Genomic DNA, 13,538 nt, shown 5'->3' on the forward strand with positions numbered 1-13,538 from the left:
TCTGGGCATAACACCATGTTAGTGATAATGATTATCACTTCAACCCCTCACTTGCAGGGGCATTCGGCTTAATCGCCCTTTTTGCATACTTTTATTAAGCATAGACCCTGATGACAGGCTTAACAGGCCTGACGAAGATTGTTTAATCTCTTGATAATCTTGATGATTAACAGAACAAATCGACCATAATGGTCAAAAGTTAAAATATGTATAGAAAATGCCTATTTTTGGAATAGCCAGATAGATAAGACGCAAGGACAGAGGATCTCCTGAAGGGCGGTGCCAGGTGAGCCAGGCTCTCCAGGATTGAGGCATGACCTTATTTGGGTACTTTAGGCCAACAGGCAAACCTGCGCCCCAGCAGGGTTTTTCTTTTTGTAAGCGTATTCTGAATCTCAGTCGGAAGGGTGAGGCGAACGCCGCCGGGTGCGCTATGCTTCGGCAAAAGGGCAGCATACGGAGGGGAAAATGCTCATTGCAGTTGTGACCATCGCCATCGTTGCCGTCGTCATAACCGGTCTGGTTATCCTGTCTGCCATGCAGGACATTAACAACGATTACTGAATGCAGAAAAAAGAAAGCCCTTAAGACTACCAGAAGTAATCTTAAGGGCTTCTCGCTCCATCCGGCGCTTATCTCCGGCACTCAATATGGCTTAGCTCTTGAAGGAGCATAGGAATAATCTCATAAACCTTGACGCACGAATTAACATTTCTTGCGGCCCGCCAGTAAGTCCCCCTTTTTCAAGGTGATAAAAAAGAAAAAAGGCCGCTTTTGCTGCCTTTCGCTTTAGATCACAGCCGTAGTCAGCCGCGACGAGCAGCACAAGCGATTCTGTTCATCCAGGATCTCAATCTCCCAGACCTGATGGCGTGAGCCAGCATGCAGCGCACGGCAGACGCCGCGCACCCGGCCGCTGCGCACGGAACGAATATGGTTGGCATTCACCTCCAGCCCCACCACCTTCTGCTCTCCTTCGGTGCAGAGATAGCCCGCCACCGAGCCCAGGGTTTCGGCCAGCACCACCGACGCACCGCCGTGCAGCAGCCCAAAGGGCTGATGGGTGCGGCTGTCGACCGGCATAGTGGCCTCCAGTTCATCCTCGCCGATACGGGTAAACTGGATATCCAGCAACCCCACCATATTCCCGTCGCCCATGGCGTTTAACGCCTGTAACGTGACAGCCCGTTTCCAGATCATCCCATAATCTCCAGTAAGGCCTGCAGTGGATGGCGCACGCCGTTGCCCTCGACGCGTTTGACCTGGCTGCGGCAGGAGTAGCCGGTCGCCAGGCAGCGGTTGCGCGGCAGGCGCTGCATCGCCTGGTGCCAGGAGAGCTCATAGATCCCCAGCGAGTTCGCATGGTTCACCACCTCGTGCCCGTAGGTTCCGGCCATGCCGCAACAGCCAACGCTGACGCTCTCCAGCTTCGCGCCAAAACGGGCAAAGATGGCCGACCACTGTGCTGGCGCGCCCGGCAATGCGGTTACTTCTGTACAGTGTCCGAACAGATACCACGCCTCGCCGCTGGTCTCCTGGGCGGGTTGCGCATCGAGGATCGTCGGCAGCCACTCATGTACCAGCATGACGTGGAAGTCGCCGCGCTTGTCACCGAGGGTCTGCTTGTACTCATCGCGATAGCAGAGCACCAGCGCCGGATCGACCCCAACCATCGGCATACCCAGCTGCGCCACCCGGTTAAGGAAATCCGAGGTTTTTTGCGCGGTTTTCGCAAAGCGGTTGAGGAAACCTTTGATGTGCTGCGCCTTGCCGTTCGGTGAAAACGGCAGCAGCACCGGCTGGTAGCCTAACCGCTCGGCAAGACGAATAAAGTCCGCTACCACCTGGGCATCGTAATAGCTGGTAAAGGGATCCTGCACCACCAGCACCGTTTTCGCTTTTTGCTCTGCGCTCAGCGCCTCAAGCTGCTCGAGGGTCAGGTTGGCTGAGCGGTGGCCGACCATCTGACGCTGCAGGGAGGGCGTGGAGAGCAGCGGCAGGTCGATCATGCCGATATGCTTCTCGGAAAGTTTCCGTACCAGCGGCTGGTTAATAAAGAAGTTAAAGGTGCGCGGCGCGCGGGCCATCAGCGGGGCATAACTCTCCACCGTCGCGACCAGGTGATCGCGCATCGGGCGCAGATACCGGCTGTGATAGAGCTGCAGGAAGCGGGAGCGGAACTCCGGCACGTCGATCTTAATCGGGCACTGGGTAGAGCAGGCTTTACAGGCCAGGCAGCCCGACATCGCCTCTTTCACCTCGTGGGAGAAGTCGTACTCCCCTTTACGCGCATGCCAGCTGTTGCGGGTGCGATCGATAAGGGTGCGCAGGCTGGCGCGTTTCTCCGGCAACTCTTTCTCCAGCGCAAGCGGATCGACGCCGCGTTCGGCCAGCAGGCGCAGCCACTCGCGCACCAGCGTCGCACGTCCTTTCGGCGAGTGAATGCGGTTGCTGGTGATCTTCATTGACGGGCACATCGGGCTTTTCGCATCGAAGTTAAAGCAAAGGCCGTTGCCGTTACACTCCATCGCCCCGCGCCAGGAGGCGCGCACGGCTATCGGGATCTGGCGGTCAAAGGTGCCACGCTTGACCGCATCCACCTGCATCATCGGGGCATCGACACCCTCCGGCGGACAGATTTTACCGGGGTTGAGGCGGTTGTTCGGGTCAAAGGCCGCTTTGATTTTGCGCAGCTCGCCATAGAGCTGTTCGCCAAAGAAGGCCGGACTGTACTCTGCGCGGAAGCCCTTCCCGTGCTCGCCCCACAGCAGGCCGCCATATTTGGCGGTGAGCGCCACCACCTCATCGGAGATCTGCTTCATCAGGATCTCCTGCTGCGGATCGCACATATCCAGCGCCGGGCGCACGTGCAGCACCCCGGCATCGACATGGCCGAACATGCCGTAGCTCAGGCCGTGGCTGTCGAGCAGAGCGCGGAACTCCACGATATAGTCCGCCAGGTTCTCCGGCGGCACGCAGGTGTCTTCAGCAAACGGTATCGGCTTGGCAGCCCCTTTGGCGTTGCCCAGCAGCCCCACCGCTTTTTTACGCATCGCATAGATACGTTCGATGCCAGCGAGATCGTTACACAGTTGCCAGCCAATCACCCCGCCCTCGCCCCGGGCGATAAGTTCGTCCAGCCGCTGGCACAGGGCAGCGACCTGGCTTTCGATAAGCGCTGCGTCATCGCCAGCAAACTCAACAATGTTCAGGCCCAGCATCTCTTTATCGGGCACGTCAGTGATAAGTTCGCTCACCGAGTGCCAGACGATATCTTCCCGCGCCAGGTTGAGCACTTTTGAGTCGACGGTCTCAACAGACAGCGCCCGGGCATCCACCATAAACGGCGCATTACGCAGCGCAGAGTCGAAGGAGTTGTACTTCACATTCACCAGGCGGCGCACTTTTGGCAGGCGGGTGATATCGAGACGCGCTTCAGTGATAAAGGCCAGCGTCCCTTCTGAGCCGGTGAGGATACGGGTCAAATCGAACTGGCTGAGATCGTTATTAAAGACATGACGCAGATCGTAACCGGTCAGGAAGCGGTTCAGTTTCGGGAATTTATCAATAATCAGCTGGCGGTTATCGCGGCAGCGTTCCAGCACGGTGCGGTAGATGCGCCCGGTGGCGGTGTTGTCCTTGCCGAGCGTTTCGGCAAGCTGAACCGGCACAGGCTGGGTATCAAGAATATCGCCGCCCAGCAGAACTGCCCGCACGCCGAGAACGTGATCGGAGGTTTTACCGTAGACCAGCGAGCCCTGTCCCGAGGCGTCGGTATTGATCATCCCGCCGAGAGTAGCCCGGTTACTGGTCGACAGCTCCGGGGCAAAAAAATAGCCGTAAGGCTTCAGAAACTGATTGAGTTGATCCTTAATCACCCCGGCTTCCACCCGCACCCAACCCTCTTCCGGGTTGATCTCAATGATGCGGTTCATGTAGCGGGACATATCGACGACGATCCCCGTGTTAAGCGCCTGGCCGTTGGTGCCAGTGCCGCCGCCGCGAGGGGTGAAAATCAGCGAAGCGAAACGCTCCTGGGAGGCCACACGGGCCAGGAGCGCCACATCAGCGGTAGAACGGGGAAAAACGACTGCATCGGGAAGTAGCTGGTAGATACTGTTGTCGGTCGCCATGGTCAGCCGGTCGGCATAACGTGTGGCGGTATCGCCGGTAAAACCCTGTTGCTCCAGTGCCTGCAAAAAATTAAGCACCAGCTGAACGACGCCGGGTGCCTGAGAAATTTGTGGGATCATTACTGTCGACCCTGCCCAATCTTAAGAGTTGTAGATAATCGTTTGCGTTGTGTCTCACATTTTGTATCACATTTTAAACGTATCCGCCCGACAGAATTACAGGCAGAATCTGCCTGTTAAAAATGGCTGAAATCACTAATGATTGTAGTGATGCGGTTTTATGTTCTCGCCGGTTTGCCGGTGTTCTCAAAAGGTAAATTTCATCTATGGTCAATCGACACCAGCCCAGGGACGTTGCACAAGTTTTGCTGTCGGTGCTGTTTCTGGCAATCATGATTATTGCGTGTCTGTGGATTGTTCAACCCTTTATTCTCGGTTTTGCCTGGGCAGGAACGGTGGTTATCGCCACCTGGCCGCTATTTATTCGTCTTGAACGCTTACTGTTTGGTCGCCGGACGCTGGCGGTGCTGGTGATGACGTTGCTCCTGGTCCTGCTCTTTGTCATTCCTGTCGCGTTGCTGGTTAATAGCCTGGTTGACGGCAGCGGCCCGCTTATCAGCAGTGTCACCAGCGGCGATATGACGCTGCCGGAGCTGGCCTGGCTCAACGATATCCCCCTGATTGGCGATAAACTCTATGCCGGCTGGCATAACCTGCTGGATATGGGCGGCAGCGCGATTATGGCGAAAGTACGGCCTTATATTGGCGCCACCACCACCTGGTTTGTGGGTACCGCCGCCCATCTTGGCCGCTTCGTCGTGCACTGCGTGCTGATGCTGCTGTTCAGCGCCCTGCTCTACTGGCGCGGCGAGCAGGTAGCGCTGGGCGTTCGCCATTTCGCCACCCGTCTGGCCTCGACACGCGGCGACGCGGCGATGCTGCTGGCGGCGCAGGCCGTGCGGGCCGTGGCTTTAGGTGTGGTGGTGACTGCTCTGGTGCAGTCGGTGCTGGGCGGTGTGGGTCTGGCGATCGCCGGGGTGCCTTACGCCACCCTCTTTACGGTGCTGATGCTGTTAACCTGCCTGATGCAGCTGGGGCCATTGCTGGTTCTGGTCCCGGCGATTGTCTGGCTCTACTGGAGCGGCGATACCACCTGGGGCACCTTCCTGCTGGTGTGGAGCTGCGTGGTGGGCACGATGGATAACGTCATCCGCCCGATTCTGATTCGCATGGGTGCCGACCTGCCGTTGATTCTGATCCTCTCCGGCGTTATTGGGGGGCTGATTGCTTTTGGGATGATCGGTCTGTTTATCGGACCGGTGCTGCTGGCCGTCTCCTGGCGACTCTTCTCTGCGTGGGTGCACGAGGTCCCGCTGCCGCCGACCGATCCTGCTGTCCTGCTCGCCTCCCTTAACGAAACGGACGAGGTCAAAAAGTAACGCTCCCGTTCTGGTGGGTTCGCCCACCAGAATGTTAAGCTCCACTTATCAATTGGGTTTCCCTTAAGCGCTGCTAAAGCCTTTCCTGCGCGTAATTCCTTCAATCTACTTCATAAATTCTTCATGCTTTTTAAACTATTGAGACGAATCTGATCGACGCAAAAATTCCCTATGCCTACTATTAGGTCACGGTTATGAATCAACAACACCTTGATTTATAAGCATGGAAATCCCCTGAGTGAAACAACGAATTGCTGTGTGTAGTCTTTGCCCATCTCCCACGATGGGCTTTTTTTTATCCTGCAAACCAGGCGGGAGAAAAGACTCCCGCCTTTACAGCACCTTAGCTCGCGCTCTTCTCAACCGTGCAGTGACTCACCATACGCCACTCGCAAGGTAATACCCGGGTGTCGCCCGTCGCCTCGACAGTGACCACCTCGCGAATATCCGCCGACGATGCCCCAACCTGCAGCTCAAACTCACCCGGTTCGACAACGCGTTTGCCGTCCCGCCGCGTAAAGTTGAAGAGATCCACTGGCAGCGTAAAGGTGAACGTGGCGCTTTCACCAGGAGACAAGGTGACGCGCTGGAAGGCTTTTAGCTCCTGCAAAGGCCGTACCTGACTGGCGACTTTATCCCGGACGTAAACCTGGACCACTTCGCTCCCGCTGCGCTCGCCGCTGTTTTTCACGTCGATGCTCAGCCTCACCTCGCCGTCGACGGGCACCCTGCTCTCAGCCAGCCGCGCGGCTCCCCAGTTGAAGGTCGTCCAGCCCAGGCCATAGCCAAAGGGATAGCGAGCCCCAAAGTGGAAGGCGAACGGCGTACCGCCGCTTTTCAGCTTGTGGTTGTAGTAGAAAGGCATTGCCCCCGCGCTTTTCGGTACGCTGACCACCAGCCTGCCCTGTGGCTCTGCCCGCCCGGTCAGTACATCGGCGATGGCCCAGCCGCCTTCCTGACCCGGCGCCCAGGCCATCATCAGGGCCGCTACGCGATCTTCCAGCCCCTGCAGGTTGTATGGCCGCCCTCCCGTCATCACCACGATCACCGGTTTGCCGGTCGCCACCAGCGCCTCCAGCAACTGCTGCTGTACGCCGGGCAGATTCAGGCTGTCCGTATCCGAGCCCTCACCCACGGTGCCGCTCTGGAACAGGCCCGCCAGGTCCCCCACGCATGCCACCACCACATCGCTGTCGTTGGCGACCCGCACAGCGTGCGGGATGAGCTGGGTATCCTGCGAAACCGGCGACTGCTGCATCGGTTTACCGCTGCTGTCCCCCGGGAAAACCGGGGCCCCCGCCATACGTTTTTCGATGATATGACACCCTTGCGCATACTGAACGTGGGCCTCGCCCAGGTAGTGCTTCAGTGCCTGCAGCGGGGTGGTCACCTGAGCGGTCTCTTCCACCATGTCACTGATGATCAAATGGACCGGGAAGCTGTAGCCGCTTAACAGCGCCAGCGGATCGTCCGCCGTGGGCCCGACCACCGCCACGCGAGGTTTACCGGAGAGAGGCAGAACGCCGCGGTTCTCCAGCAGGGTTAGCGAGCGCGTCGCCACCTCGCGGGCCACCCGGCGAGTCTCGTCACTTTGCAGATCGATGGCGTTTTCGTCGGCATAGGGATGTTCAAAGAGCCCAAGGCGGAATTTTTCGGTCAGTATGCGGGCGACGATCTCATCCACTTTCTCCATGGCCATCAGGCCCCGCTCCACCGCCCCGGCCAGATGCCGGGCGCAGTCATCTTTTGGCAGTTCGACGTCCAGCCCGGCGTTAAAGGCCAGCGCGGCCGATTCGGCTGCATCGTGAGACACACCATGGTGCTGATGCAACAGACTCACGCCGCCGTAATCCGCCACGATGATGCCGTCAAAGCCCCACTGCTCGCGCAGCACGGTGGTGAGCAGGAAGTGGTCGCTGTGGCCGGGTTGATTATCAATATCGTGATAAGCCGGCATCACTGACCCGGCATTCGCCAGCTTCACCGCCATCTCAAAAGGCAGCAGGAAGGTGTCGTTGAGTTCGCTGAAACCAAGATGGACCGGGGCGTGGTTGCGCGCCCCTTCGCTAAAGGAGTGGCCAACATAGTGCTTGAGGGTCGCCAGCAGATCGCGCTTATCGCCCTGCAAGCCCTTCACATATGCCGTTGCCATCACCCCCACCAGCCACGGGTCCTCGCCAAAGGTCTCTTCTGTTCGTCCCCATCGCACGTCGCGGGAGACGTCCAGCACCGGTGCCAGTCCCTGCTGGCAGCCAACCGAACGAGCCTCGTTACCTATCTGTTCAGCGGCACGATGCACCAGCGCCGGATCCCAGGTTGAACCGTAGTTCAGTGAGGAGGGAAACAGGGTGGCGTCTTTACACAGCAGCCCCACCAGGCACTCTTCGTGGAACAGCGCCGGTATACCGAGCCGCGTCTCCTCCATCATCATGCGTTGCAGACGGTTAGCGGCGCGCACGCCGGTTCTGGCATCAACAATGTGGGTGCCCAGCGGACGGGTGATCTGCCCGACGCCCAGCTTCAGGCGTTCACTCAGGGCGGCCTGTTCACTTACGCCGGCAAATTCATCGCTCAAATCGCTACGCTCACGGTGGTTGCCGTTCTCATCGAGGATCAGCCAGTAAGCGTGCATCTGGGCAAATTTCTCTTCCGGGGTCATGCGCGCCAGTAAGTCGGCGACGCGCTCCTGCACGGGACGGCCCGCATCCTTGTAAATAGCAGTCATCAGTTACTCCTGAGTTGCGGAATGAATTGCCGGGCTGAGGTGCCCTGCCTCGTTACGGGTTTCACGTTTGCTGGCGAGTTCACGCGCAATGGTATCCACCAGTCGGCTGTTGAGCTTGTAGACAGCCAGCAGCAGCACCATGCAAATAAACAGGCCGCAGGGGATCAGGGTGAACAAGGCGTTGATCGTAGAGAGCACGTGCGGGGCCTGGGTGGCCTCTCCCGGCGCGTAATCCACCATCCCCAGCACCCAGCCCACCACGGCACCGCCCAGCGCAAGACCAAATTTGATGGCGAACAGCGCGGTAGAGAACACCAGCCCGTCGAGTCGGCGACCGCTGCGATGCTCTTCGTAGTCCACCACGTCCGAGAACATGGTCCACTGGAGCGGCGTGGTCAGGTTTTGTATGAAGCTGAAGATGATATTCAAACCAAAGATCAGCCAGACCTGGGAGGGCGGAATGAAGAAAATCAGCGTGCCAAAAATAACGAAGGTAATAATGGTCCACTGATAAGCGCGAACCCGGTCAAATTTACCCAGCAGGCGTTCGGATAATAAGGCGCCACTCAGCGAAGCCACCATCCCAGAGACAATAAAGGCAAAAATCAGTTCGGGGCGCAGCAGAACATATTTCACGTAATACATCGTTGCTGACCCACGCGTGACCACCGCGGTAAGCAGGAGAATATTGAACAGAAAAACGATTCGCCACTGGCTATTTCCGGCCAGCAGTTTTAAATCCGTCAGCATTGAGCCCGAGGTGTCATTACGGGGAGAATAACGTTCGCGGGTCATAAAGAAACAGCAGAAGAATAAGATAATGCCTAATAACCCCATAAGGCTCATGGCATAAAAATAGCCCTTCTGAACGTTATCATTGCCTAAATAAGAGACCAGCGGTAAGGCGATAACCGTGACGATCAGACCGCCGATAAACGACAAACCAAAACGCCAGGATTGCAGGGAGTGGCGCTCGCGCGGATCCAGCGTCAGAGCGCCGGGCATTGCGCAGTAAGGCACGTTAATGGCGGAGTAGATAAGGCTTAAAATAGCGTAGGTTACGCAGGCATAGATAATTTTTGCCGTGGCGCCTACGTCCGGAACATAGAAGGTAATCAGGCAGCTGACGCCAAACGGAATGGCGAACCAGAGCAGCCAGGGGCGAAAACGACCGTGGCGGGTTTGGGTGCGATCGACCAGCGCCCCAATACAGGGATCGACAAAGGCATCCACCACCCTGACGACTAAAAACATGGTACCCATAATGGCCGCAGGCAGGCCAAAAACATCGGTATAAAAGTAGGCCAAAAATAACGTCGCGGTTTGCCAAACCAGCGCGCTGGCCATATCACCTAATCCATAGCCTATTTTATCCTTCGTACTCAATACAGAGGAAATTGTCATTTTTAATGAGCCTTTTTATCAGGTTAAAATTATTTCAACCAGCTGCGCAAGAATCAGATTCGTGCGCATTCGAGGCTCAATTATTAGCAACGCTTTGCCCGCTAACAATTGTCTAAATTAACAGACAAATTATGATATTTAGTTTTTTGATTTATTTGTGATGGAGAGCAAGTCTCGGGGGAAATAAAAAAGGTGAGGATCAATATCCTCACCTTTTATCGTGCAGAAGCTGAATGTTACTTTTTCAGTTCGGCCAGGCTCAGCCAGGTTTGTACCACGGTGTCCGGGTTGAGGGAGAGACTGTCGATCCCCTCGTCCATCAGCCATGCGGCAAAGTCTTCATGGTCGGACGGGCCCTGACCACAGATACCCACGTACTTACCCTGCTTCTTCGCGGCGCGGATGGCCATCGACAGCAGCGCTTTAACCGCCTCGTTACGCTCATCAAACAGCGCGGAAACCACGCCGGAGTCGCGATCCAGACCCAGCGCCAGCTGCGTCATATCGTTCGAGCCGATAGAGAAGCCGTCGAAGTGTTCCAGGAACTGCTCTGCCAGCAGGGCGTTGGACGGGATCTCACACATCATAATGATTTTGAGCCCGTTCTCGCCGCGCTTCAGCCCCTGACGCGCCAGTTCGTCAATGACCGCTTTCGCCTGATCCACGGTCCGCACGAACGGCACCATGATCTCAACATTGGTCAGCCCCATATCGTTACGCACGCGTTTTACCGCCTCGCACTCCAGGGCAAAGCAGTCGCGGAAGCTGTCAGAGACATAACGACCGGCGCCACGGAAGCCCAGCATCGGGTTCTCTTCTTCTGGTTCATAACGCTCGCCGCCCACCAGGTTGGCATATTCGTTAGATTTGAAGTCGGAGAGACGCACGATGACGCGTTTCGGGAAGAATGCCGCACCCAGCGTCGCAATCCCTTCAGTCAGACGGCCAACGTAGAACTCTTTCGGCGAGTCGTAGCCCTTCATCATCTCGCGGATCTCTTTTTGCAGCTTCTGATCCTGGTCGTCGAACTCCAGCAGTGCACGCGGGTGAACCCCGATCATACGATTGATGATGAACTCCAGTCGCGCCAGGCCAACGCCTTCGTTTGGCAGGCAGGCGAAGTCAAACGCCCGGTCCGGGTTGCCGACGTTCATCATAATCTTCAGCGGCAGATCCGGCATGGTATCCACGCTGGAGCTCTTCACGCTGAAGTCCAGCAGCTCCGCGTAGACATAACCGGTGTCGCCTTCGGCGCAGGAGACGGTGACGTTCTCATCGTCCTTCATACGTTCCGTGGCGTCACCACAGCCGACGACCGCCGGAATACCCAGCTCACGGGCGATGATCGCCGCGTGACAGGTGCGACCGCCACGGTTGGTGACAATTGCCGAGGCCTTTTTCATGATCGGTTCCCAGTCCGGGTCGGTCATGTCTGTTACCAGCACGTCCCCCGGCTGGATACGGTTCATTTCGCTGATGTCGTGGATAACCTTCACCGGGCCTGCGCCGATGCGGTGGCCGATGGCACGGCCTTCAGCGATGATTTTGCCCTGGGCATGCAGGGTGTAACGCTCCATCACCTGGCCGCGGGAACGGACGGTTTCCGGACGCGCCTGGACGATGAACAGTTTGCCGGTGTTACCGTCTTTCGCCCATTCGATATCCATCGGACGGCCATAGTGCTTCTCAATCTGCACCGCCTGCTTCGCCAGCTCCTGCACCTCGGCATCGGTCAGCGAGAAGCGATCGCACTGTTCCTGCGGCACATCTTCAATGCGAACCTGCTTGCCGTGCTCCTGGGTTGGGGCGTAAACCATGCGGATCTTTTTCGACCCCATGGTACGGCGCACGATAGCCGGGCGATCCGCAGCCAGGGTTGGCTTGTGAACATAGAATTCGTCAGGGTTGACGGCACCCTGCACCACCATCTCGCCCAGACCCCAGGCAGAGGTGATAAAGACCACCTGATCGAAACCCGATTCGGTATCAATAGAGAACATCACCCCTGATGAGGCCAGATCTGAACGCACCATGCGCTGCACGCCCGCCGAGAGCGCAACGCCACGGTGGTCATAACCCTGATGCACGCGATAGGAGATTGCGCGGTCGTTAAACAGGGAGGCAAACACATGTTTTACCGCCACCAGCACCGCATCGTAGCCCTGCACGTTGAGGAAGGTCTCCTGCTGTCCGGCGAAGGAGGCATCTGGCATATCTTCTGCGGTCGCAGAGGAGCGCACGGCAAAGGAGGCCTGCGCATCGTCAGCGGAAAGCTGGTTGTAGGCGTCGTGAATGGCTTTTTCCAGTTCAGGCTGGAAAGGTGTGTCGATGATCCACTGGCGGATCTGAGCCCCGGCTTTTGCAAGCTCGGAGACATCATCAATGTCCGTATTATCCAGTAGTTCGTAAATGCGCTGGTTTACGCCGCTTTGATCCAGAAAATAGTTAAAAGCATCGGCGGTGGTAGCAAATCCATTCGGTACGGAGACACCCATACTGGACAGATTTGTAATCATTTCACCCAGGGAGGCATTTTTGCCTCCAACTCTGTCTACATCATTCATGCCGAGTTGGTTATACCAAAGCACCAGCGGTGACGAGCCATTGTTGGACATCGAAACAATCCTTTTATGATATATGAACGGGTTTTGAGAAGTTCCTTACTGCGTATTTATACTGTCATATTTATTCGCGCTAAAAAAACGGTGAATCGTGTAAGCACATTTATTTTTTAGCTTTTCAGACTCTTCCCGCTTAAATGCTAACCTAATGATTCTTATGGATTCCCACAAAAATACTCAGACTTTAGGGTGATTTTGAAAAATGAAACACCCCTTTCATTTAAAATAAAAATAGCGTTTCATTTTTATTTTCCGGCCTACATTGCCTGTTGTATTTTACTTTTTTAATTTATGCTTTCAGTCAATTACATCTGATATACCGAGTGTGCAAAATGGATAATGCTGTCGATCGCCACGTTTTTTATATTTCCGATGGTACGGCCATCACCGCCGAAGTACTGGGCCACGCAGTCATGTCGCAGTTCCCGGTTTCCATTAACAGCATCACCCTGCCGTTTGTAGAAAACGAGAGCCGCGCCAGAGCGGTGAAAGATCAAATCGATGCCATTTTTCAGCAGACCGGCGTGCGCCCGCTGGTCTTCTATTCGATTGTCATCCCGGAGATTCGCCAGATCATTTTGCAGAGCGAAGGCTTTTGCCAGGATATCGTCCAGGCGCTGGTGGCCCCTCTACAACAGGAGATGAAGCTGGACCCCACCCCGGTGGCGCACCGCACCCACGGCCTGAACCCGGCGAACATCATTAAATATGACGCGCGTATCGCCGCCATCGATTACACTCTCGCCCATGACGACGGCATTTCGCTGCGTAATCTCGATCAGGCCCAGGTCATTCTGCTCGGGGTGTCGCGCTGCGGTAAGACCCCTACCAGCCTCTATCTGGCGATGCAGTTCGGGATCCGCGCCGCCAACTACCCCTTCATCGCCGATGACATGGATAATCTGGTGCTTCCGGCAGCGTTAAAACCCCTGCAACATAAGCTGTTTGGTCTGACCATTAACCCGGAACGCCTGGCGGCCATCCGTGAAGAGCGCCGGGAAAACAGCCGCTACGCCTCGATGCGCCAGTGCCGTATGGAGGTGGCTGAAGTCGAAGCCCTGTACCGAAAAAACAATATTCCGTGTCTGAACAGCACCAACTATTCGGTCGAAGAGATCGCCACCAAAATTCTCGATATTATGGGCCTGAATCGCCGCATGTACTAACAGGCTAGTACATTGGTTCATAATCCTTTATACTCGCTCCCCATTACAGG

General features: G+C 56.4%; 7 protein-coding genes and 1 other RNA gene. 3 read left to right on the top strand and 5 right to left on the bottom strand.

The annotated features are described in order from the left end of the window. Positions 1-789: 789 nt before the first annotated feature. Both menI and ydiJ read right to left on the bottom strand, forming a co-directional pair. On the bottom strand, positions 790-1,200 hold the full coding sequence (menI, locus tag B3X29_RS07935; protein WP_103179321.1) for a 1,4-dihydroxy-2-naphthoyl-CoA hydrolase: 411 nt from the start codon (positions 1,198-1,200) through the stop codon (positions 790-792). Further along, a complete protein-coding gene (ydiJ, locus tag B3X29_RS07940) occupies positions 1,197-4,253 on the bottom strand; it encodes a D-2-hydroxyglutarate dehydrogenase YdiJ (protein ID WP_159339065.1) in 3,057 nt (1,018 codons plus the stop codon). Before ydiJ ends, menI begins: the two co-directional genes overlap by 4 nt. Positions 4,254-4,459: 206 nt before the next feature. Here ydiJ and ydiK point away from each other — a divergent pair, with 206 nt between their 5' ends. Further along, on the top strand, positions 4,460-5,572 hold the full coding sequence (gene ydiK, locus B3X29_RS07945) for an AI-2E family transporter YdiK (RefSeq protein ID WP_103179319.1): 1,113 nt from the start codon (positions 4,460-4,462) through the stop codon (positions 5,570-5,572). 188 nt (positions 5,573-5,760) lie between these two features. Then, an RNA gene (gene rprA, locus B3X29_RS07950) (antisense sRNA RprA) lies at positions 5,761-5,871 on the top strand. Positions 5,872-5,915: 44 nt separating this feature from the next. On the opposite strand, the gene B3X29_RS07955 is transcribed toward rprA, so the two are convergent. The 3 genes from B3X29_RS07955 to ppsA all read right to left on the bottom strand — a co-directional run bounded on the left by B3X29_RS07955 (position 5,916) and on the right by ppsA (position 12,316). Beyond that, on the bottom strand, positions 5,916-8,297 hold the full coding sequence (locus B3X29_RS07955; RefSeq protein WP_159339066.1) for a glycoside hydrolase family 3 N-terminal domain-containing protein: 2,382 nt from the start codon (positions 8,295-8,297) through the stop codon (positions 5,916-5,918). Between the two features lie 3 nt (positions 8,298-8,300). Then, positions 8,301-9,701, bottom strand: coding sequence for an MFS transporter (locus B3X29_RS07960; RefSeq protein WP_159339067.1), 1,401 nt, complete (start codon positions 9,699-9,701; stop codon positions 8,301-8,303). Between the two features lie 236 nt (positions 9,702-9,937). Next, the gene (gene ppsA, locus B3X29_RS07965; protein ID WP_103179316.1) at positions 9,938-12,316 is read right to left on the bottom strand and encodes a phosphoenolpyruvate synthase; all 2,379 of its coding nucleotides are present in this window, start codon (positions 12,314-12,316) and stop codon (positions 9,938-9,940) included. Positions 12,317-12,654: 338 nt separating this feature from the next. On the opposite strand from ppsA, the gene ppsR reads away from it, so the two are divergent. Continuing rightward, entirely contained in the window at positions 12,655-13,488 is an 834-nt protein-coding gene (gene ppsR, locus B3X29_RS07970; RefSeq protein WP_103179315.1) for a posphoenolpyruvate synthetase regulatory kinase/phosphorylase PpsR, read from the top strand. Positions 13,489-13,538: the final 50 nt, after the last annotated feature.

Source organism: Leclercia sp. UBA5076, assembly GCF_002416465.1.
Lineage (GTDB): Bacteria > Pseudomonadota > Gammaproteobacteria > Enterobacterales > Enterobacteriaceae > Enterobacter.

What these genes read in the sequence shown, in the direction of transcription:
- ppsR (WP_103179315.1), top strand. Translation starts at nt 12,655, where the DNA reads ATGGATAATGCTGTCGATCGCCACGTTTTTTATATTTCCGATGGTACG.
- B3X29_RS07955 (WP_159339066.1), bottom strand. Translation starts at nt 8,297, where the DNA reads ATGACTGCTATTTACAAGGATGCGGGCCGTCCCGTGCAGGAGCGCGTC.
- menI (WP_103179321.1), bottom strand. Translation starts at nt 1,200, where the DNA reads ATGATCTGGAAACGGGCTGTCACGTTACAGGCGTTAAACGCCATGGGC.
- ppsA (WP_103179316.1), bottom strand. Translation starts at nt 12,316, where the DNA reads ATGTCCAACAATGGCTCGTCACCGCTGGTGCTTTGGTATAACCAACTC.
- ydiJ (WP_159339065.1), bottom strand. Translation starts at nt 4,253, where the DNA reads ATGATCCCACAAATTTCTCAGGCACCCGGCGTCGTTCAGCTGGTGCTT.
- ydiK (WP_103179319.1), top strand. Translation starts at nt 4,460, where the DNA reads ATGGTCAATCGACACCAGCCCAGGGACGTTGCACAAGTTTTGCTGTCG.
- B3X29_RS07960 (WP_159339067.1), bottom strand. Translation starts at nt 9,701, where the DNA reads ATGACAATTTCCTCTGTATTGAGTACGAAGGATAAAATAGGCTATGGA.